The 21,920-nt window shown below is 56.9% G+C and carries 19 protein-coding genes; 9 read left to right on the top strand and 10 right to left on the bottom strand.

Going from position 1 to position 21,920, the window contains the following annotated elements; translation table 11 throughout:
- Positions 1 to 204 precede the first annotated feature (204 nt).
- The 6 genes from lepB to rpoE all read right to left on the bottom strand — a co-directional run bounded on the left by lepB (position 205) and on the right by rpoE (position 5,871).
- Entirely contained in the window at positions 205 to 1,179 is a 975-nt protein-coding gene (gene lepB, locus AC1M2H_RS06890) for a signal peptidase I (protein ID WP_464415202.1), read from the bottom strand.
- 16 nt (positions 1,180 to 1,195) lie between these two features.
- Positions 1,196 to 2,995 (bottom strand): translation elongation factor 4, encoded by a 1,800-nt coding sequence (gene lepA / locus AC1M2H_RS06885; protein WP_480150796.1) that lies wholly within the window; start codon positions 2,993 to 2,995, stop codon positions 1,196 to 1,198.
- A gap of 186 nt (positions 2,996 to 3,181) precedes the next feature.
- Positions 3,182 to 3,661, bottom strand: a complete 480-nt coding sequence (gene rseC / locus AC1M2H_RS06880; protein WP_480150795.1) for a SoxR-reducing system protein RseC — start codon at positions 3,659 to 3,661, stop codon at positions 3,182 to 3,184.
- A complete protein-coding gene (gene rseB / locus AC1M2H_RS06875) occupies positions 3,658 to 4,614 on the bottom strand; it encodes a sigma-E factor regulatory protein RseB (RefSeq protein ID WP_480150794.1) in 957 nt (318 codons plus the stop codon). Before rseB ends, rseC begins: the two co-directional genes overlap by 4 nt.
- Positions 4,614 to 5,264, bottom strand: a complete 651-nt coding sequence (gene rseA / locus AC1M2H_RS06870) for an anti-sigma-E factor RseA (protein ID WP_480150793.1) — start codon at positions 5,262 to 5,264, stop codon at positions 4,614 to 4,616. Before rseA ends, rseB begins: the two co-directional genes overlap by 1 nt.
- 31 nt (positions 5,265 to 5,295) lie before the next feature.
- The gene (gene rpoE / locus AC1M2H_RS06865) at positions 5,296 to 5,871 is read right to left on the bottom strand and encodes an RNA polymerase sigma factor RpoE (protein ID WP_041146760.1); all 576 of its coding nucleotides are present in this window, start codon (positions 5,869 to 5,871) and stop codon (positions 5,296 to 5,298) included.
- Positions 5,872 to 6,291: 420 nt separating this feature from the next.
- On the opposite strand from rpoE, the gene nadB reads away from it, so the two are divergent.
- Entirely contained in the window at positions 6,292 to 7,911 is a 1,620-nt protein-coding gene (nadB, locus tag AC1M2H_RS06860) for an L-aspartate oxidase (protein WP_480150792.1), read from the top strand.
- Here nadB and trmN read toward each other — a convergent pair.
- Positions 7,896 to 8,633, bottom strand: a complete 738-nt coding sequence (gene trmN, locus AC1M2H_RS06855) for a tRNA(1)(Val) (adenine(37)-N(6))-methyltransferase TrmN (protein ID WP_480150791.1) — start codon at positions 8,631 to 8,633, stop codon at positions 7,896 to 7,898. The genes nadB and trmN overlap by 16 nt on opposite strands.
- A gap of 130 nt (positions 8,634 to 8,763) precedes the next feature.
- Here trmN and srmB point away from each other — a divergent pair, with 130 nt between their 5' ends.
- Positions 8,764 to 10,089: an ATP-dependent RNA helicase SrmB gene (gene srmB, locus AC1M2H_RS06850; RefSeq protein ID WP_480150790.1), complete on the top strand. Its 1,326-nt coding sequence runs from the start codon at positions 8,764 to 8,766 to the stop codon at positions 10,087 to 10,089.
- Positions 10,090 to 10,206: 117 nt separating this feature from the next.
- Positions 10,207 to 10,926, top strand: a complete 720-nt coding sequence (locus tag AC1M2H_RS06845; protein WP_480150789.1) for a GntR family transcriptional regulator — start codon at positions 10,207 to 10,209, stop codon at positions 10,924 to 10,926.
- Here the strand turns inward: AC1M2H_RS06845 and AC1M2H_RS06840 are convergent, their stop codons facing one another.
- A complete protein-coding gene (locus tag AC1M2H_RS06840; RefSeq protein WP_480151862.1) occupies positions 10,927 to 12,126 on the bottom strand; it encodes an enolase C-terminal domain-like protein in 1,200 nt (399 codons plus the stop codon).
- A gap of 273 nt (positions 12,127 to 12,399) precedes the next feature.
- On the opposite strand from AC1M2H_RS06840, the gene AC1M2H_RS06835 reads away from it, so the two are divergent.
- Positions 12,400 to 13,764 (top strand): PTS transporter subunit EIIC, encoded by a 1,365-nt coding sequence (locus AC1M2H_RS06835; protein ID WP_480150788.1) that lies wholly within the window; start codon positions 12,400 to 12,402, stop codon positions 13,762 to 13,764.
- A 54-nt stretch (positions 13,765 to 13,818) separates the two neighbouring features.
- On the opposite strand, the gene grcA is transcribed toward AC1M2H_RS06835, so the two are convergent.
- Positions 13,819 to 14,202, bottom strand: coding sequence for an autonomous glycyl radical cofactor GrcA (gene grcA / locus AC1M2H_RS06830; RefSeq protein WP_004866471.1), 384 nt, complete (start codon positions 14,200 to 14,202; stop codon positions 13,819 to 13,821).
- Positions 14,203 to 14,522: 320 nt separating this feature from the next.
- Between grcA and ung the strand changes: the two genes are divergently transcribed.
- A complete protein-coding gene (ung, locus tag AC1M2H_RS06825) occupies positions 14,523 to 15,212 on the top strand; it encodes a uracil-DNA glycosylase (RefSeq protein WP_480150787.1) in 690 nt (229 codons plus the stop codon).
- A gap of 50 nt (positions 15,213 to 15,262) precedes the next feature.
- Here the strand turns inward: ung and AC1M2H_RS06820 are convergent, their stop codons facing one another.
- Complete coding sequence (locus AC1M2H_RS06820; RefSeq protein WP_480150786.1) at positions 15,263 to 16,333, bottom strand: tRNA/rRNA methyltransferase; 1,071 nt, start codon at positions 16,331 to 16,333, stop codon at positions 15,263 to 15,265.
- 203 nt (positions 16,334 to 16,536) lie between these two features.
- Between AC1M2H_RS06820 and trxC the strand changes: the two genes are divergently transcribed.
- The 4 genes from trxC to pssA all read left to right on the top strand — a co-directional run bounded on the left by trxC (position 16,537) and on the right by pssA (position 21,893).
- Positions 16,537 to 16,962 carry a thioredoxin TrxC gene (gene trxC, locus AC1M2H_RS06815; RefSeq protein WP_041146770.1) on the top strand — a complete coding sequence of 142 codons (426 nt, stop codon included), beginning with the start codon at positions 16,537 to 16,539 and terminating at the stop codon, positions 16,960 to 16,962.
- Positions 16,963 to 17,031: 69 nt separating this feature from the next.
- Entirely contained in the window at positions 17,032 to 17,730 is a 699-nt protein-coding gene (gene tapT, locus AC1M2H_RS06810) for a tRNA-uridine aminocarboxypropyltransferase (RefSeq protein ID WP_480150785.1), read from the top strand.
- Between the two features lie 35 nt (positions 17,731 to 17,765).
- Positions 17,766 to 20,423: a bifunctional acetate--CoA ligase family protein/GNAT family N-acetyltransferase gene (locus AC1M2H_RS06805; RefSeq protein ID WP_480150784.1), complete on the top strand. Its 2,658-nt coding sequence runs from the start codon at positions 17,766 to 17,768 to the stop codon at positions 20,421 to 20,423.
- Positions 20,424 to 20,537: 114 nt separating this feature from the next.
- Positions 20,538 to 21,893, top strand: coding sequence for a CDP-diacylglycerol--serine O-phosphatidyltransferase (gene pssA, locus AC1M2H_RS06800; protein ID WP_480151861.1), 1,356 nt, complete (start codon positions 20,538 to 20,540; stop codon positions 21,891 to 21,893).
- Positions 21,894 to 21,920: the final 27 nt, after the last annotated feature.

Below are 21,920 nucleotides of genomic sequence, written 5' to 3'. Positions count from 1 at the left end.
GTCGCCTTCCTGCAACCCAAATTATTGAGAGAATAAACAATCAACGCGGTTTCGTGTGCAGTGTCACTCTTACGAGAGACAACCAAAACTTCGGGGGGATATTCTATACGCAACGACAGGGGATGTCGTTAGTTTGGATGGATTTAAATATTAAATAATTCACGCTGCCGATATTGCAGCGGCAGCGTGAATCGGCCAGGGAAATTAGTGGATGCTGCCGATGCGCGATAAACGCACGCCGGTCGGCCACTCGCCTTCCTGTTTTTCGAAGCTCATCCAGATGGCGGTAGCTTTACCCACCAGGTTGGCTTCCGGCACGAAGCCCCAGTAGCGGCTATCCGCGCTATTATCGCGGTTGTCGCCCATCATGAAATAGTGGCCCGGCGGCACAATCCAGGTCGCCAGCGGCAGGCCGGACTGATGGTAGTACATCCCTACCTGATCCTGGGCAATCGGCACGGTCAGAATACGGTGGGTCACCTCACCCAGCGTCTCTTTGCGCTCGGTCAGGCGAATACCGTCCGCCTTGCTCTCGCCCTTCGGCAGCTGCCAGAACCCGCTGGTCGCTTCCCCGCCGTTGCTGCGCGAGAAAGTCTGAACGAAATCGCTCGGCTCAACGTTGGAGTAGGTGACCGGCAGCGCGTTGCCGCACGCCTGGCCGGAGCTGCATCCCGGCAGGATGGTAACCTGCTTGGTCAGCGGATCGTAGGTGACTTTATCGCCCGGCAGCCCCACAGCGCGCTTGATGTAGTCGAGGCGCGGATCTTCCGGGTATTTAAATACCACGATATCGCCGCGCTTCGGATGCCCGGTTTCGATCAGCGTTTTCTGGTAAATCGGATCTTTAATCCCGTAGGCAAATTTCTCGACCAGAATAAAATCGCCGATCAACAGCGTCGGCATCATCGAGCCCGACGGGATCTGGAACGGCTCGTAAATAAATGAGCGCACCACCAGCACGATGGCCAGCACCGGGAACACCGAGGCCCCGGTTTCCAGCCAGCCCGGTTTCGGGCCGACTTTCTTCAGCGTTGTTTTATCAAGCCCTTCGCCGGTCGCCGCCTGAGCGGCGGCCTGGGCTGCGCGGCGCTTCGGTGCAAAGATAAACTTATCCAGACACCATAAAAGCCCCGTTACCAGGGTTGCGATCACCAGGATCAGGGCAAACATGTTCGCCATGACAGCTCCTTAATGGTTATTTTCCGTCTTTACCGACGTGCAGAATGGCGAGGAACGCTTCCTGCGGCAGCTCAACGTTGCCCACTTGCTTCATACGTTTCTTACCGTCTTTCTGCTTCTGCAGCAGCTTTTTCTTACGGCTGACGTCGCCGCCGTAGCACTTCGCCAGCACGTTTTTACGCAGCTGCTTGACGGTGGAACGGGCGATGATGTGGTTGCCGATTGCCGCCTGAATGGCGATATCGAACTGCTGACGCGGGATCAGCTCTTTCATCTTTTCCACCAGCTCGCGGCCGCGGTACGGAGCGTTATCGTTGTGGGTGATTAGCGCCAGCGCATCGACGCGCTCGCCGTTGATCAGCACATCGACGCGCACCATGTTGGATGCCTGGAAGCGCTTGAAGTTGTAGTCCAGCGACGCGTAGCCGCGGGACGTTGACTTCAGGCGATCGAAGAAGTCGAGCACCACTTCCGCCATCGGGATTTCATAGGTCAGCGCAACCTGTTTACCGTGGTAAACCATGTTGGTCTGCACGCCGCGCTTCTCAATGCACAGGGTAATGACGTTGCCGAGGTACTCCTGCGGCAGCAGCATATGACACTCGGCAATAGGTTCGCGCAGCTCGTAAATGTTATTCAGCGGCGGCAGCTTGGACGGACTGTCGACGTAGATAACCTCTTTCGCCGTGGTCTCGACTTCATAAACTACCGTTGGCGCGGTGGTAATCAGGTCCAGATCGTATTCGCGCTCCAGACGCTCCTGGATGATCTCCATGTGCAGCAGGCCAAGGAAGCCGCAACGGAAGCCAAAGCCCAGCGCCGTCGAGCTTTCTGGTTCATAGAACAGCGAGGCGTCGTTGAGGCTCAGCTTGCCCAGCGCATCGCGGAAGCTTTCGTAATCGTCAGAGCTCACCGGGAACAGGCCGGCGTATACCTGCGGTTTGACCTTTTTGAAACCTGGCAGCGCTTTGTCCGCCGGGTTACGGGCAGTGGTCAGGGTATCGCCCACCGGCGCGCCGAGGATGTCTTTAATCGCGCATACCAGCCAGCCTACTTCGCCGCACTTCAGCTCGGTACGATCGACCTGTTTCGGCGTAAAGATACCGAGACGATCGGCGTTATAAACCTGCCCGGTACTGATGACCTTAATTTTGTCGCCCTTGCGCATGGTGCCGTTTTTAATACGCACCAGCGAAACAACGCCGAGATAGTTATCGAACCAGGAGTCGATGATCAGCGCCTGCAGCGGGGCGTCCGGGTCACCTTCCGGCGGCGGAATGTCGCGCACCAGTCGCTCCAGCACGTCCGGAACGCCTACGCCGGTCTTCGCCGAGCAGCGCACCGCATCGGCGGCGTCAATGCCGACGATATCTTCAATTTCTTCCGCCACGCGCTCCGGATCGGCCGCAGGCAGGTCGATTTTGTTAAGGACCGGCACAACTTCCAGATCCATTTCCATCGCGGTATAGCAGTTCGCCAGCGTTTGGGCCTCAACTCCTTGACCGGCATCGACAACCAGCAGCGCGCCTTCGCAGGCGGCCAGAGAGCGCGAAACTTCGTAGGAGAAGTCGACGTGTCCCGGGGTGTCGATAAAGTTCAGCTGGTAGGTCTCACCGTTGGTGGCCTTATAATCCAGGGTGACGCTCTGTGCTTTAATGGTAATGCCGCGCTCACGCTCAAGATCCATGGAATCCAGTACCTGAGCTTCCATTTCACGATCGGAAAGGCCACCGCAAATCTGGATGATACGGTCAGACAACGTAGACTTACCGTGGTCGATGTGGGCGATGATTGAAAAGTTACGTATATTCTTCATATTTAGAGTTAATTATGCCTTACGCGTATCATGAGGCCACTGTTCTGTGCCTGACGTTTTTTAATCCGAAAACGCCGCATTCTACACTACATCCTTGAAACCAGGAAATGCTCTTACAGCTAGCATAGCCGGAGTAAATGGCGGGCTCTTACGGGAATGGTAAATAAAAAATAAAGGCCAGTGGAATCACTGGCCTGCTTCTGAAGAGGGGTTCTCGATACGCACTAAATCGGGCGCTAAACCGACGCTAATGATGATCGGCTGCCACGACTGCCGGGCGGCCAGGCCGGGAGAGAGCCCGCGCGCAACCAGGAATCCACCGACGCCGCCGAGTAGCGCGCCGCAGAGGGAAGCAAAATCATTAGCGAACAGCACCTGGAAGAGGGATGCCATCACAAACAGCCCAACCAGCGGCGCCATATACACCAGCAGCGCGGAGCCTAACAGGCTGCTTTCCGCGATGCCGAGCTCAACTTTTTGTCCAGGGCTCAGCGGCTGCGCGCTGGGCACGCTGATGGTGTGGCTGGTTTGCGGCCCCAGCTTATTGAGCACCCGGCTACCGCAGCCGGCGCGCGAGGCGCAGCTGCTGCAGGATGCTTTGACGTCGCAGTGTACCTGCGCCATCCCGTTGTGCCAGGAAACGACGGTCGCCCACTCTTTAATCATTGTACGGCCTTGAATTTGATGCTGTCGGCAATGCGCTTAGCCGTTTGCGGCGGCAGTTCACCCACCACGGTAATCTCCGCGCCGTCGCGTACCGTGGTACTCACGGTACGACGCCCGGTGCGCAGCAGCTGATCGCTGCTGTTTGCCGTTGCGCGGTTCACGTTAATCGAGAAGCTAAACAGCCCGTCCGAATAGAGGCGAGATTCAACCGGGCCGTCGAAGGTTGGCAGACGGCGCTGGCTGCTGGATATCTCGGAGATACCCTGCGGTAGCCAGGCTGGCGCCCAGTTGAAGTTGGCTTTATCGCCCCCTTCCGGCACCGACAGCTGCGGAGGCAAATTGGCCTTGGCCAGCGTCTCCATGCTGCTGCTCACCTTATCGCCAACGCTAAAGGACACAACCCGGAACTGCTCGAGGGTTTCACCATCGCGGTCGAGCAAATCAACCCGCATCGGCAGCCGGGTTTCCGCGTCGAGCCAGACGATATAGCTATAGCGAGTTCCGTCTCTCGCCACCACGCGGATCACTTCGCACAGGCGATCGGCAATACGCGTGCGCCCCACGGAGATGAAGTCGTAGTAGGATGCCAGACGCTTGAAGTCGGTATAGGCCAGAGAAGGCAGGGAATCAACGATGTAGTCGCCGTTCAGGGTGAACGGGTCGAGCCCGGGCTCAAAATAGCTGATTTCATTACCGCGCAGCACAACCTCACGGCGCGGGCCATCGAGCTGCAGCAGCTGAGCGAGAGGTTGATTGTTCAGCCGCGCGTGACGATAACGCAGCGACTCAACGCCCTGTTTGTTGATACTGACGAAGGACAGCTCATAATTGAGGGACTGGCTAGCCAGGTTCATTTGCTGCAACAACGCCCCGGAAGAAGTATCAGCCGAGGCGTTGACAGAGAAGAACAGGCTGCCTGCCAAGAGCGACATGGCACACCAAAGTTGCTTCATTACTGCGATTGCGTTCCTAAAGTTTGATAACCCGGTACCTGAACAGCGGCCTGCTGAGTCTGAGCTTGACCAAACTGAAGCTGTTCGGCATGCAGGCGACGCTGTAATTCATAGTCCTGCAGCATAGCATTGATACGACGACGCTGCTCCTGGACCTGCACCTGCTGACCGGATCCTGCGGACGCATCTGCCGGTACGCCCAGGCTGACCGGGCTCGCTTTGCCCATCATCGGCATGGTGTTAAACACCGGCGCTTCAGGCTGCTGAGATGACTCGGTTTGCCCATTATACTGCTGGACGCCGACGATAACAGCAAGAGATACGCACGCGGCGACGCCCATTTGCGTAAGCGAACTGGCCCACGGACGCACTTTCTGCCAGAAAGGCATCTGACGCCACTGATGCGGTGCCGGCTGAGATTCGGGAATAAGCGGCGCCGTCTGGCGAACGGGTTCGTTTTCGATGGCGGCCATCACGCGCGCTGAGATATCAAAGTGGAGCATCTCGGCGGTGTCGCCTCGTAGCGAATCGCGGATGAGATGGTAGCTCTCCCAGGTCTTTTGCATTTCAGAAGAACCGCTCAGCTCATTAAGCAGTTCATTATCCAGCGTTTCACCATCCATTAAGGCCGAAAGTTTTTCTTTCTGCATGCCTGATACCCTTTTCAGTATTCCGCTATCGTCAACGCCTGATTAGCGGTTGAACTTTATTATCAATAGCTTCTCGTGCCCGGAATATACGTGAACGCACCGTTCCTACCGGACAATCCATGATAGCGGCTATCTCTTCATAGCTTAGGCCATCAAGCTCCCGTAACGTAATTGCCATGCGTAAATCTTCCGGGAGCGATTCAATGGTACGAAAAACTATTTGTCTCAGCTCTTCTGACAACATTAAGTTCTCAGGGTTCGAAATTTCTTTCAGCGCCCCGCCGCTTTCGAAGTTTTCAGCCTCATTGGCATCGACATCGCTGGACGGTGGGCGACGACCCTGAGCAACCAGATAATTCTTCGCCGTGTTTACGGCGATACGATATAACCAGGTATAAAAAGCGCTATCCCCCCGGAAAGAGTCCAGCGCACGCCATGCTTTTACGAACGACTCCTGAACAACGTCAGGAATATCGCCCTGCGGCACGTAGCGGGAGACCAGGCTCGCGACCTTATGCTGATAGCGCACCACCAGCAGGTTAAACGCTTTCTGATCTCCTTTCTGGACCCGTTCGACGAGGACCTGATCCGTTAACTGCTCGCTCATCCGAGGTAATGTCTCCCCAAACCTAATTCCCATGAGTCTTCAAAGCACTACCCAATCACTGCATTATGAGCAAGCAGTCGTTGGAGTACCTGAAAACAATAAAGTTCCGTTACGCCTTTGATTTTTGTCTGGCAACGGCGGACGATTTGTTATCTCTCATTATAAGTCCCGTTACTCAGCCGCAGATAAGATGATGAGGAAAAAGCGTAAGGTCCGCGAGAAGGGTAACGTAACACGGTTTATATTTCACTATAAAATCTGAAGCTAACGATCTGCTTCGCAAATATTTTCTTTCGTTTTGTTCCCGCCGGTTTGGCGCCGTATGTTTAGTTACCACAACAAACGGTAAAAAAAATGTACGATTTATCACGACCTGGTGCTATTGTGGCGCAATTGTGTTTAGTAAATTAAACAAAGGCCATGAATACAACTCCTGAGTTCTCCTGTGATGTATTGATTATTGGCAGCGGCGCTGCCGGTTTGTCGCTTGCCTTGCGTTTAGCGGAGCACAGTTCGGTCACCGTACTGAGCAAAGGCCCGATCAGCGAAGGCTCTACCCTCTACGCGCAGGGCGGCATCGCCGCCGTCTTTGATGAAACGGACAGCATCGAATCTCACGTGGAGGATACGCTGATCGCCGGAGCGGGCCTTTGCGATCGTCACGCCGTCTCCTTCGTGGCGAGTAACGCCAAACCCTGCGTACAGTGGCTTATCGATCAGGGGGTGCTGTTCGATACCCAGGTCCAGGCCAACGGTGAGGAGAGCTATCACCTGACGCGTGAAGGCGGCCACAGCCATCGCCGCATTCTCCATGCCGCCGATGCCACCGGTAAAGCGGTGGAAACCACCCTGGTCAGCCAGGCCCTGTCGCACCCCAATATCCGCGTGCTCGAACGCAGCAACGCCGTCGATCTGATTATTTCCGATAAGATTGGCCTGCCCGGCGATCGTCGGGTCGTCGGAGCGTGGATCTGGAACCGTAATAAAGAAAAGGTTGAGACCTGGGGGGCGAAAGCCGTTGTTCTGGCAACCGGCGGTGCGGCCAAGGTGTATCAATACACCACGAACCCGGACGTCTCGTCCGGCGACGGCATCGCGATGGCCTGGCGCGCGGGCTGCCGCGTCGCCAATCTTGAGTTCAATCAGTTCCACCCTACCGCGCTATACCATCCTCAGGCGCGCAATTTCCTGCTGACCGAAGCGCTGCGCGGCGAAGGTGCCCATCTGAAGCGTCCGGACGGTTCACGCTTTATGCCCGATTTTGACGACCGCGGCGAGCTGGCGCCGCGCGACGTCGTCGCCCGCGCTATTGACCATGAGATGAAGCGTCTCGGCGTTGACTGCATGTATCTGGATATCAGCCATAAGCCCGAAGCCTTTATTCGTCAGCACTTCCCGATGATTTACGAGAAGCTGCTCGGTCTCGGTATCGACCTGACGAAAGAAGCGGTTCCTATCGTGCCGGCGGCGCATTACACCTGCGGCGGGGTGATGGTCGACGATAACGGCCGGACCGATGTCGAGGGGCTGTATGCGATCGGCGAAGTCAGCTACACCGGGCTCCACGGCGCCAACCGCATGGCGTCCAACTCGCTGCTCGAATGCCTGGTCTACGGCTGGTCCGCCGCCGAAGATATTCGGCGCACCATATCTCAGGTCCAGGCGGTTAACGACCTGCCGGCCTGGGACGAGAGCCAGGTTGAAATCCCCGATGAGCTGGTGGTTATCCAGCACAACTGGCACGAGCTGCGCCTGCTGATGTGGGACTACGTCGGGATTGTGCGCACCACCCGTCGCCTGGAACGCGCCCTGCGGCGCATTACCATGCTGCAGCAGGAGCTCGACGAATACTATGCCCGCTTCCGCGTCTCCAACAACCTGCTGGAGCTGCGTAATCTGGTGCAGGTTGCCGAGCTGATTGTCCGCTGTGCGATGCTGCGCAAAGAGAGCCGCGGCCTGCACTATACGCTGGACTACCCGGATCTGCTGCCGGATAGCGGACCGTCGGTTCTCGCGCCGGAAACTCACATAAAGAGATAGAAGTCCTGGGTCAGCGCGGTAAACCCTTCGGAGTATTGCTGCTCTGGCCCACGGATAATCAGCCTGTCGCTGAAGCACTCCCCCGCCGTCGGCGAGAAGGCAAGGAGCACCCGATGCGGCGCGCGCATTTCCGTTTCCGCCACGTCGGTGCGTAAACGCAGATGCCACCCCATCGTTTGCGCGCGTTGGGCAAAGGCATCGCCAATATCCACCGGCAGCACCACGCAGAAAAAGCCCTCTTCCGTGATACACTCCGCGGCGCAGCTTAATAGCGTTACGTGATCGAGCGTGGTGGTATATCGCGCCTGTTCGCGCTGCGACGTTGCGCAGGGCACGCCTTCAGCAAAAAAGGGCGGATTGCTGACAATCAGCTCGTAGCGTCGGGTTTGCGGCGGCTGCCACCGCTGAATATCGGCCTGATGCACCCGGATGCGGGCGGGCCACGGGGAAGCCAGGGCGTTTTCCCGCGCCTGATCTGCCGCCTCTTCATCCAGCTCAACCGCATCCAGCGCCACCTGCTCCCCGGTACGCTGGGCCAGCATCAGGGCCAGCAGGCCGCTGCCGGTACCGATATCCAGCACGTGTTTAACCTGAGCAATCGGCGCCCAGGCGCCGAGCAAAATGCCGTCGGTGCCCACTTTCATTGCGCAGCGGTCGTGAGCGACAAAGAATTGTTTAAACGTAAAACCATTGCGCGGCAGCGCGAACTTCGACTGAGACATCCTGACAACCTTGCGGACTAAAACTCCTGAGCTTAAGGCTATGCACAATACCGGAGAACAGATAGCCTTACAAACAGATGAACATTGCGCGCGTAACGTCTATAATCGGCGGTCCACTCAGAGGTAGATAATGACTGTAACGACTTTTTCCGAACTTGAACTCGACGAAAACCTGTTGGAAGCCCTCCAGGATAAAGGTTTCACACGCCCGACAGCCATTCAGGCCGCCGCTATTCCGCCTGCGCTCGATGGCCGTGACATTCTCGGTTCAGCCCCGACCGGCACCGGTAAAACAGCGGCGTATCTGCTGCCAGCGTTGCAGCACCTGCTTGATTTCCCACGCAAGAAGTCAGGGCCTCCGCGTATTCTGATCCTGACGCCAACCCGCGAGCTGGCGATGCAGGTTGCCGATCATGCGCGCGAGCTGGCAGCGCACACCCATCTCGATATCGCCACCATCACCGGCGGCGTCGCGTTCATGAACCACGCGGAAGTGTTCAGCGAAAACCAGGATATCGTGGTCGCCACCACCGGCCGCCTGCTGCAGTATATTAAAGAAGAAAACTTCGACTGCCGGGCGGTAAAAACGCTGATCCTCGACGAAGCGGACAGAATGCTGGATTTGGGCTTCGCGCAGGATATCGAACATATTGCCGGTGAAACCCGCTGGCGTAAGCAGACCATGCTGTTCTCCGCGACCCTCGAAGGCGATGCCATCAAAGATTTTGCCGAGCGCCTGCTGGAAGATCCGGTGGAGGTCTCCGCCTCTCCTTCCACCCGCGAGCGCAAGAAAATCCATCAGTGGTACTACCGCGCCGATGACGTTAAGCATAAAACCGCTCTGCTGATCAACCTGCTGCAGCAGCCGGACACCACCCGTTCTATCGTCTTTGTGCGCAAGCGCGAGCGCGTTCACGAGCTGGCATCCTGGCTGCGCGAAGCCGGCATTAACACCTGCTGGCTGGAAGGCGAAATGGTGCAAGCGAAACGTAACGAAGCGATTAAGCGCATGACCGACGGCCGCATGAACGTGCTGATTGCCACCGACGTCGCCGCGCGCGGGATCGATATCCCGGACGTTAGCCACGTCTTTAACTTCGATATGCCGCGCACCGCGGATACCTACCTGCACCGTATCGGTCGCACCGGCCGCGCCGGCAAGAAAGGCGTGGCGATTTCTCTGGTTGAAGCCCATGACCACCTGCTGCTGGGCAAGATTGGTCGCTACATCGATGAGCCGCTGAAGGCGCGCGTTATCGACGAACTGCGTCCATCCACCCGCGCGCCGAGCGAGAAGCAAACCGGCAAACCGTCTAAGAAAGTGCTGGCCAAACGCGCAGAGAAGAAAAAAGAAGAAAAAGAAAAGCCGCGCGTGAAGAAACGTCACCGCGATGCTAAAAATATCGGCAAACGTCGTAAGCCGAGCGGCAGCGATACGCCGCAGCAGTCCAGCTAAGAGTAAAAGAGCGCCGGGATATCCCGGCGTTTCTGCATTTACGCCCGCGGGCGACAGCACCGCGGGGAGCGACAGGCAGCGTTACCCTGTGGGCCGCTGAGCGAGGAATGCGTCATCATGAAAAAAAAAGATTTCGTCACCCAGGATCTGCTCAGCAAAATCTACCAGCATAATGACCCAGGTCCCCGCAAGCTCCCGCCTGAACGCCGGCTGGCAGAGGAGTACGGCGTCTCACGGTTTACCATCCGCCAGGCGCTGGAAAAACTCGCCGACATCGGCGTCATACGCATCGTGCAAGGCTCAGGGATTTGGATCAACGAGCGGATGAGCAACAACCCGCTGGTCTATAACTCCATCACCGAAAAACGCTTCGATCGAATGCGCTATCGGACAATCAGCCTGCATAAAAAGCGCCCCGACCGCGAGGAGCAGCAGATTTTCGGCATAACGGATGAGGAGTTTATCTGGCAATTTTGCCGCCTGCGCTTCGTTGATGACGTAGCGGTGCAGATTGAGATTTCGCGGATGCCGGCCGCCGCCTTTGCCGATCTTAGCCGGAAGGTTATCGAACGCTCGCTGCAGCAGTACGTGCTGGCCAAAGGCTATCAAATTTCGCATTTGCTCACGACCTATCAGGCGGTGAGCGTCAGCCGGGAGCAGGCCGCTCTGCTGGGCTGTAAAAAAGGCATCCCGGCGATGCATATAAACAACCGCGGCATTCTCGACGGCGGGCAGGTGTATGAAATCAGCGATATTATCGATATCAATTACTCCTGCACCTACGTCATTCCGCACAATCGCGACAGCTTAACCTTCCGCCAGGCGCCCTCGGACTAATTACGGCGTGTGGATCGTGCCGTCGGGCAGGCGGCTCTGCGTCCAGTCATGCGGACGATAGACCACCGGATACGTCTGCGCCAGCTGCTGATTAAAACCGACGCCAATCCCTGGCGCCGTGGGTGGATAGATAAACCCGTTTTTGACGACCGGCGCGCCGGGGAATACCGCGTCGGTCGCCGCAGAACGCGGAATAAATTCCTGAATTGCGGCGTTGCTGAGATAGATATTCAGGTGGGTATTGACCGCAACCCCAATCGGCGTCATATCGCCTGGCCCGTGCCACGCCACGCGCACGCCGAACGCCTGACAGAGAACCGCCAGCTTCAGGGCCGGCGTAATCCCGCCAATCTGCGAAACGTGGCAGCGGATAAAATCAATCTGCCGCTTAACGATCAGGTCGTGCCATTCGGCCGGATTATTAAACAGCTCGCCCATCGCGAGCGGAATCGCGCTTTGCTGGCGGATCTGCGCCAGCCATGCGCTCTGCTGCGGGGCTAAAATATCCTCAATAAACCACGGCTGATAGGGCTCGAGCTGCTTCGCCAGCTGCAGCGCCTGCTGCGGGAAGAGCCGTTCGTGGACGTCATGGAGGATATGAAAACGATGTCCGTAACGCGCTCTCAGCAGCCGGAACATCTCCACCGTATTCCTGATGTACTCATCCTGATCGTAATAGGCGCCCGGCGTTGGGTTCTCCGGCGTATGCATCGCCCGCGCCGTTCCGCCGTAAAAACCGAGCTGGCAGCGGATGTGGCGATAGCCCTCTTCCAGCAGACGCTCAACGGATATAAACAGCGCTTCCGGCGTCTCACCGCTGGCATGGGTGTAAGCCGGGATAGCGTCACGCGATTTGCCGCCAAAAAGTTGGTACAGCGGCATTCCCGCCAGCTGGGCTTTGATATCCCAAAGCGCCATATCAACGCCGGCAATGGCGTTATTCATTACCGGCCCGTTTCGCCAGTAGGCGTTGACGTTCATCATCTGCCAGAGGTCTTCGATATTATTCGCATCGCGGCCAAGCAGCAGCGGCTTGAGGTATTCATCAACCATCGTTTTGACCGCCAGCGGGCGCTGCTGGAAAGTCGCGCAGCCGTGGCCGACGGTACCTTTGTCGGTGGTCACGCGCACCGCGACCAGGTTATGACGATCGGGACGGGTGATAAAACACTCAATATCGGTAATTAGCGTGGCATTCACGGCAAGGCTCCCTGCGGCAAAAATAAAAGATAATGCCAATTATCTTCGCCCTATTTATTACGCAAGGTAAACCTTTTTATTTTATTAAATTTTGGTTCGTAAAACGGATTTAATTTCGCTAAAAACCAAACCAATTTATATGAAACAAGCTAAAACCACCTATAACAACGGTAATTTGTGACTGAGCTCATATTTTATTGGTTTGTTTTTATAAATCAGCTTACTTACCATTTCACGACCTAAACAGCACAACACATTGCTTCAGGAGCCGGTATGGAGACGCGGGATACAATCAGCAGAATTATTTTGCTGATTGGCGGAAAAGAAAATATAAATAACGTCTGGCACTGTATGACCCGATTACGCTTTGATTTAATTGATGATAACAAAGTAGAAAAAGAAGAGATTAAAAAGCTGCCCGGCGTGCTCGGCGCGCAGCTGCAGAGCGATCAGTTTCAAATCATCATCGGGCCGAAGGTCAATAGCTGGTATGAAGGCCTGCTCGCGGCATTAGGTACCGTCGGCGAAGAGACTACCGAAAAGCCCCGCCACCGGAAGGGGCTGGTGTCGCTGTTTATGGATACCGTCTCGGGCGTTTTTGGCCCGATCGTCCCGGCCATTGCCGGCGCCGGGATGATAAAAGGCCTGCTGGCCGGGCTGATCGCGCTGAAGGCGGTGCCGCAAAATAGCGACACCGTGATGATCGTCGATCTTATCGCCAGCGGTGTATTCTATTTCCTGCCCTTTTTTCTTGCCGTCTCGGCGGCAAAGATCTTTAAGACTAACGAGTATCTGGCCGTCGCCGTCGCTGCCTGCCTGATGTACCCGACGCTGATTGACGCCGCGAAGGCGCTGGCGGCCCATCACGAGGGGGCGGCTTCCGCGCTGTGGCTGCTCAACGCCGTTCCCATCCCCGTATTCAACTACGCCTCCAGCGTGATCCCGGTTATTTTCTCCGTGCTGGCGCTGAAATATATCCACGCCTGGGTCGATCGCATTATGCCCGAAGTGCTGAAAACCGTGTTCACTCCGACGCTGGCGCTATTTCTCGGCGCGCTGGCGGCGCTGGTGATTATTGGTCCGATTGGCATTTGGCTTGGCAAAGCGCTGGCGTGGTTTATTGAAGGCCTGTTCGGCATTTCCGCCGGTTTTGCCGGGCTGGTTGTGGGGGCTATTCGCCCGGTGGCTATTCTGACCGGCATGCATCACGCGATGACGCCCATTGCCCTGCAGAACTTCAGCGATCGCGGTTACGACATGCTGATGCCGATGATGTTTATGGCCAATATGTCGATAGCGGGCGCCACCTTTGCTATCTGGCGCGTGAGTAAAGACCGCCAGCAGCGTACGGTCACGCTGTCCGCGGCAGTTTCCGCGCTGCTGGGGATCACCGAGCCCGCGCTGTTTGGCGTCTTAACGCGCTATAAAAAAGCGTTTATCGCGGCCACCGTCGCCAGTTCGCTGGCCTCAGCCTTTATCGCTTTCTTCGGCGTACGGCTGTATGGCTATATTTTATCGAGCATTTTTAGCCTGCCGGCCTATATCGGGCCCTACTTTATCTTTGCGCTGTCGGGCGTGGCGATCGCCCTAATAGCGTCGTTCACCCTCACCACGCTGCTGGTGCGAGAGGAGCGGTAGCACGACACAATAAAAAACCCCCGGCTCAATTGAACCGGGGGTTTTTGCTAACGCTTACAGACTTTCGGTGAAAGTACGAGCAATAACGTCGCGCTGCTGCTCCGGAGTCAGGGAGTTGAAGCGCACCGCATAGCCCGACACGCGGATGGTCAGCTGCGGGTATTTTTCCGGATGTTCGACCGCATCCAGCAGCGTTTCACGACGCAGGACGTTCACGTTCAGGTGCTGACCCCCTTCAACGCGGACTTCCGGTTTAACATCGAGCGGGATCTCACGGTATTCGATTTCGCCGAGCTTGTTCACCGCAACCACATCATCTTCAGCAAAACCACCTTTTGCACACAGGCAGCGCGCTTCGCCCTTTTCGCTATCCAGCAGCCAGAAAGAGTTCAGCAGGTCGTCGTTTGCCGCTTTAGTAATTTGGATACCTGTAATCATGTGATGCCTCCCTTAGGCAATATTTATTCGTGCCGTTGGCCGTTCATGGCCAATTGGTAAAACCATTGTTGTATGAGTGTATATATATCAGCCGAACACCCGGCATTCCTTGACCTAAATCAACAAAAACCACTAATTAAAAGTGGGTATGAAGGGATATTATTGTTTTACATCAAGTTACGCCACAGGGGGGGGGTGTAAAATAATTTTGTAAATTTTCAACTATTTTTACAGGAAAAACGTCAGCAAAACGGCGCCGATTTTGTTATGCAGAAAGAAGCAGTTAAGCTATAGCGATACCCCTTTTGCAGGAGAGCAGGATGACCACCCCACTGACCTGGCACGACGTGCTGGCGGATGAGAAGCAGCAGCCCTATTTTGTCAATACCCTGAAAACCGTCGCCGAAGAGCGCCGCTCGGGCATCACCATTTATCCGCCGCAAAAAGATATCTTCAACGCCTTTCGCTATACCGAGCTTGGTGATGTCAAAGTGGTCATTCTCGGTCAGGACCCCTATCACGGGCCTGGACAGGCGCACGGCCTGGCTTTCTCCGTGCTGCCGGGTATCCAGATTCCGCCGTCGCTGTTGAATATGTATAAAGAGCTGGAGGGGACCGTCCCCGGATTCAGCCGCCCGGCGCATGGGTATCTCGAAAGCTGGGCGCGCCAGGGCGTGCTGCTGCTCAACACGGTATTAACGGTGCGCGCAGGACAGGCGCATTCCCATGCCAGCCTCGGCTGGGAAACCTTTACCGATAAGGTTATCGCGCTGATCAACGAGCATCGGGAAGGGGTCGTATTTTTACTCTGGGGCGCGCATGCGCAGAAGAAAGGCGCCATCATTGACCGCCAGCGCCACTGCGTGCTGAAGGCGCCGCATCCCTCCCCGCTCTCCGCCCATCGCGGTTTTTTCGGCAGCAACCATTTTGTCAAAGCTAACCAGTGGCTGGCCGAACGCGGCGAGGCGCCGATTGACTGGATGCCGACTTTACCAGCCGCGGAGGCGTAAAGACAAAAATGCCAGCATTACGCTGGCATTTTTTTCAGGCTGGTCGGGCATCAGGCCTTGTTCTGGCGCCACCATTCGGCCAGCAGAACGCCGGTCGCGACCGAGACGTTCAGGCTTTCGACGTTGCCGGTGCCTTCGATAGCCACGTTCAGATCCGCGCTGGAGATCGCCGCATCGGACAGACCATCGCGCTCCTGGCCTAACGCCAGCACCATTTTCTTCGGCAGCTCGGCTTTGTAGAGCGGCGTTCCGTTGTGGCTGGAGGTAGAAACAATCGCATAGCCCGCCGCGCGGAACTGCTCCAGCGTGTCGAGGAAGCTATCGCCGGTAATCGGTTCTACGTGCTCGGCGCCGCCCTCTGCGGTACGGATAGCCGCACCGGACTCCAGCATGCCGGCATCCTGAACCACTACGCCCTTGACGCCAAAGTGGGCGCAGCTGCGCATGATGGCGCCAAGATTGTGCGGGTTGCCAACATCTTCAAGCGCCAGGACGCAGTCTTGTGCACCGGCCTTCGCGACCCACTGCGCAACGGAAGTCCCGTTACGTTTCTTAATCAGGAAGCAGACTCCACCGTGGTGCTCGGTGCCGGATGCTTTCGCCAGCTCGGCTTCGTCAACCACGTGATAGGCTTTACGGTTGGCCGCCATCCAGCGCAGGGCTTCTTTAAAGCGCGGGGTAACGCTCTGCACGAACCAGGCGCGAACGATCGCGTCCGGACGGCTCTGGAAAAGCGCCTGGCAGGCATTTTCGCCGTACACGCGGGTCTCTTCCGCGCGCTGGCGACGCAGCACTTCAGGATCGATAAAACTTTTACCGCCAATCCCGCCGTGATCCGGTTTTGCTGCGGCTTCATCATTCGGTGCGCGCGAGACGGTACGCCACGGGGAACCCCCATCACGATCGAAATCATCGCGTTTACGATCGTCACGTTTGCGGTCGTCGCCGCGGCTGTTTCTTTCATCGCGGGCAGGGCGGCTGCGGCCGTCAACACGAGATTTTCCTGGGCGCCCTCCCCCTTTCCCGGTACGCGGGTTATGGGTGCGTCTGTCAGAATCATCATCACTGCGGACATACATCACTTTGACCTTGCCGCTTTTATTTTTCAGTTCGTCGCTCATCAATTTTCTCCACCTGCGCTGCGCGAAGCGCGCAGATTAACCGATGTATCACCGCTTCGCCATTATTTCGTTTAAAAGATGGGGTCTATCGTATTCATCGAACAAAACGCATTGTTGTTTAACGGTACCTAATCGATAATATGTAACATTACAGATACAAATCGGCCACGTGCCGCGCTGCAACCCATAACCAGAGGTTAGTTATGAATACCGTTTGTGCCAGTTGTCAGGCTCTCAACCGCATCCCCGACGATCGTAGCGCCGATGGCGCTAAGTGCGGACGCTGCGGCCACGATCTTTTTGACGGCGACGTCATCAACGCGACCGGGGCAATGCTGGATAAACTGCTGAAGGACGATCTGCCGGTTGTAGTCGATTTCTGGGCCCCATGGTGCGGCCCCTGCCGTAATTTCGCCCCGATCTTTGAAGACGTTGCGGAAGAACGCAGCGGCCAAATGCGCTTCGTGAAGGTCAATACCGAAGCAGAGCGCGAGCTAAGCGCGCGTTTTCGCATCCGCAGTATTCCGACCATTATGATGTTTAAAAACGGCGAAGTCATCGACATGCTGAACGGAGCGGTACCCAAAGCGCCGTTCGACAGCTGGCTCAACGAAGCCAACCAGCAGTAAACCTAACGGGGCGCGCTTGTGCCCCGTTTTCTCCTCTGCGACAATAGCGTTTTCTTTTAGCGATCCCCCATGATTGATAACGCCGTTCTTCGCCTGCGTGCCGAACGTCTCGCACGCGCGACCCGTCCCTTTCTTGCCCGCGGTAACCGCATCCACCGCTGCCAACGCTGTTTGCTGCCGTTGAAGCAGTGCCTGTGCGCAACCCTCGCGCCCGCGGCGGCGGCCAGCCGTTTTTGCCTCGTGATGTTCGATACTGAACCGATGAAGCCAAGCAACACCGGGCGCCTTATCGCCGATATTCTGCCGGACACCGAGGCGTTTCAGTGGTCGCGAACCGAGCCGCCGCAGGCGCTGCTCGATCTGGTATCCGATCCTGGCTACCAGCCGATGGTCGTTTTCCCGGCGTCGTATGCCGGAACGGAACGCGAGGTGCTGAGCTCGCCGCCTGCGGGCAAGCCGCCGCTGTTTATCATGCTTGACGGCACCTGGACCGAAGCGCGGAAAATGTTCCGCAAGAGCCCATACCTTGACGCGCTGCTGGTCATTTCCGTCGATCTTTCGCGTATCTCGGCCTATCGCCTGAGAGAGGCCCACGCTGAGGGGCAATACTGTACGGCAGAAGTGGCCATTGCCCTGCTGGATCTCGCCGGGGACACAAAGGCCGCGGCGGCGCTCGGCGATCACTTTAGCCTGTTCAGAAGCCGCTATCTGGCGGGAAAGACGCAGCATAAGGGCAGTATCACAGCACATGAGGCGGAAAACGTTTAAAATCATCCGGTCACTGGGAATCAAAGGAGACCGGTATGAGCCAACGAGGCCTGGAAGCATTATTGCGACCAAAGTCGATCGCCGTCATTGGCGCATCAATGAAACCGCAGCGTGCCGGTTATCTGATGATGCGCAACCTGCTGGCCGGGGGCTTCAACGGCCCGGTCCTGCCGGTCACTCCGGCGTGGAAAGCCGTTCAGGGCGTGCTGGCCTGGCCAACTATCGACAGCCTGCCGTTTACTCCCGATCTTGCCGTACTCTGCACCAACGCCCGGCGAAACCTTGAGCTACTTGAGGCGCTGGGGCAAAAGGGCTGCAAGACCTGCATTATCCTCTCCTCGCCGCCGGAGCAGTACCCGGCGCTGCTTGAGCGTGCCGCCCGCTATCAGATGCGCCTGCTGGGCCCCAATAGCCTCGGGCTGCTGGCGCCCTGGCAAGGGCTGAATGCCAGCTTTTCGCCGGTGCCGATTCGTCGGGGCAAACTGGCGTTCATCTCCCAGTCCGCGGCGGTGTCGAATACTATTCTTGACTGGGCGCAGCAGCGCGAGATGGGCTTCTCATACTTTATTGCCCTAGGCGACAGCCTCGATATTGACGTTGACGATCTGCTCGATTTCCTCGCCCGCGATAGCAAAACCAGCGCCATTCTGCTCTACCTCGAACACCTCAGCGACGCCCGCCGCTTTGTTTCTGCGGCCCGGAGCGCATCGCGCAATAAGCCGATCCTGGTGATTAAAAGCGGACGCAGCCCGGCGGCGCAAAAGCTGCTGCACGTCAACTCGGGGATGGACCCGGCCTGGGACGCCGCGATTCAGCGCGCGGGCCTGCTGCGGGTGCAGGATACCCATGAGCTGTTCTCCGCCGTTGAGACGCTGAGCCATATGCGCCCGCTGCGCGGCGAGAAATTAATGATTATCAGCAACGGCGCGGCTCCTGCGGCGCTGGCGCTGGACGAACTTTGGCTGCGCAATGGCAAACTCGCGTCGCTAAGCGACGAGACCGGCGACAGGCTGCGTCAGGTGCTGCCGGGAAGTATCGACATCGCTAACCCGCTGGATCTGCGCGACGATGCCAGCAGCGAGCACTATCTCAAGGCGCTCAACGTGCTGCTGGATAGCCAGGATTACGATGCCCTGCTGGTCATTCACTCGCCGAGCGCGGCCGCTCCGGGAACCGAAAGCGCCCTGGCGCTGATTGATGCCTTAAAAAACCATCCGCGCGGCAAGTACGTTACGGTACTGACGAACTGGTGCGGAGAATACTCTTCTCAGGAGGCCCGACGCCTGTTTAGCGATGCCGGGCTGCCCACCTACCGTACGCCGGAAGGCACGATTACCGCCTTTATGCATATGGTGGAATATCGGCGTAACCAGAAGCAGTTGCGGGAGACGCCGGTGCTCTCGGATATGGTCACGGCCAACACTGCAGAAGCCCATACGCTGCTGCAGCAGGCCATAACCGAAGGCGCTACCACTCTGGATACCCATGAAGTCAGCCCCGTGCTGCACGCCTACGGTATCCATACTCTACCGACGTGGATTGCCGCCGACAGCGCCGAGGCGGTGCACATCGCCGAGCAAATTGGCTATCCGGTCGCGCTGAAGCTGCGCTCCCCGGATATCCCGCACAAGTCGGAAGTTCAGGGCGTGATGCTCTATCTGCGTACCGCCGCCGAAGTGCAGCAGGCGGCGGATGCTATTTTTGACCGGGTCAAAATGACCTGGCCGCGGGCGCGCATTCATGGCCTGCTGGTACAGAGCATGGCGAATCGCGCCGGAGCGCAGGAGCTGCGGGTAGTCGTTGAACAGGATCCGGTTTTCGGCCCGCTGATTATGCTGGGTGAAGGCGGCGTCGAATGGCGCCCGGAGGATCAGGCCGCCGTCGCCCTGCCGCCGCTTAACATGAACCTTGCCCGTTATCTGGTGATCCAGGCGATCAAAAGCAAAAAGATCCGCGGCCGCAGCGCCCTGCGTCCGCTGGATATCTCCGGCTTAAGCCAGCTGCTGGTTCAGGTGTCGAACCTTATCGTCGACTGCCCGGAGATCCAGCGGCTGGACATTCACCCCCTGCTGGCGTCCGGCAGCGAGTTTACCGCGCTCGACGTAACGCTAGGCCTTGCCCCGTTTACCGGCGATAGCGAAAGCCGGCTGGCGATACGCCCCTATCCCCAGCAGCAGGAGGAGTGGGTGGTGTTGAAAAATGGCGAACGCTGCCTGTTCCGCCCGATTCTGCCCGAGGATGAACCGCAGCTGCTGGCATTTATTGCGCAGGTAACTAAAGAAGATCTCTATTACCGCTACTTCAGCGAGATCAATGAATTTACCCACGATGATTTAGCCAATATGACGCAGATCGACTACGATCGAGAAATGGCCTTTGTTGCCGTACGCGCGACTGCGGAAGGAGAAGAAATCCTCGGCGTCACGCGCGCGATTTCCGATCCCGATAATATTGATGCGGAATTCGCCGTCCTGGTCCGCTCTGATTTGAAGGGTTTAGGTTTGGGGCGCCGGCTGTTGGAGAAGCTGATTACCTATACGCAAAACCATGGCCTGCAGCGGCTGAACGGAATCACGATGCCCAATAACCGGGGCATGATCGGCCTTGCCAGGAAGCTGGGGTTCAAGGTGGATATTCAGCTGGAAGACGGGATTGTCAGCCTGTCCCTGCAATTTCCGGCGCAACAATCATAAACTGGCGGCCGCAATTGTTGAGCACATTAGCGGGTAGTAATGTTATTATTGCCCGCTTACGTCATCTGCATGGTACAGAAGACCCTTCAATAAACAGAGAAGAAACGCACTGTGATGTTGTCAAAATTTAAGCGCAATAAACATCAACAACACCTTGCCCAACTCCCTAAGCTTTCTCAGTCAGTTGATGATATCGAGTTCTTTTACGCTCCCGCGGATTTTCGGCAAGCGTTACTGGCAAAGATAGCTCACGCCACCCAGCGTATTTGCATTATTGCGCTCTATCTGGAGCAAGATGATGGCGGCAAAGGAATTCTGCAGGCACTCTATGACGCCAAACGCCAGCGTCCAGAATTAGATGTTCGCATCCTGGTTGACTGGCACCGGGCCCAGCGCGGGCGCATTGGCGCCGCCGCGGCCAACACCAACGCCGACTGGTACTGCCGCATGGCGCAGGAAAATCCCGGCGTTGATATTCCGGTTTACGGCGTGCCGGTGAATACCCGCGAGGCGCTCGGCGTACTGCATTTTAAAGGTTTCATCGTTGATGACTGCGTGCTTTACAGCGGCGCCAGCCTGAATGATGTTTATCTTCATCAGCATGACAAATATCGCTACGACCGCTACCAGTGCATTCGCAACGGCAAAATGGCCGACGTGATGTTCGAGTGGGTTGAACATAATCTGGTCGAAGGCCGCGGCGTGAACCGCCTCGACAGAGCCGATCGCCCAAAAAGCCCGGAAATTAAAAATGATATCCGTCAGTATCGTCAGGAACTGCGGGACAGCGGCTATCGTTATGTCGCCGATGCTGACGACGATCGGCTGTCGGTGACGCCGCTGGTCGGCCTCGGGAAATCAAGCCTGCTCAACAAAACCATCTTCCATCTGATGCCCTGCGCGGAACGGAAGCTGACTATCTGCACGCCGTACTTTAACCTTCCGGCCCTGCTGGTGCGCAATATCATCCAGCTGCTGCGCAGCGGGAAGACGGTAGAGATCATCGTCGGCGATAAGACGGCGAACGATTTCTATATTCCGGAAGATCAGCCGTTTAAGATTATCGGCGCGCTCCCCTATCTGTATGAAATCAACCTGCGCCGTTTCCTGAGCCGGCTGCAGTACTACGTCAACACCGATCAGCTGATTGTCCGTTTGTGGAAAGATGACGATAACAGCTATCATCTGAAAGGCATGTGGGTTGATGACGAATGGATGCTGCTGACCGGCAATAATCTTAATCCGCGCGCCTGGCGCCTGGATCTGGAAAACGCCATTCTTATTCACGATCCGCAGCACCAGCTTGGCGCGATGCGTGAAAAAGAGCTGCATCTGATTCGCCAGCATACGACGGTGGTGAAACACTATCGCGACCTGCAAAGCATCGCCGATTATCCGGTAAAAGTGCGTAAGCTGATTCGCCGTTTGAGGCGCATCCGTATCGACCGGCTTATCAGCCGTATTCTCTGAATTGCAGCCCCGCTTCGCCGGGGCTTT

This window comes from Klebsiella sp. F11 (genome assembly GCF_056712265.1).
The sequence above is the reverse complement of the archived record's forward strand: the minus strand, read 5'-3'. Positions and strand labels throughout refer to the sequence as shown.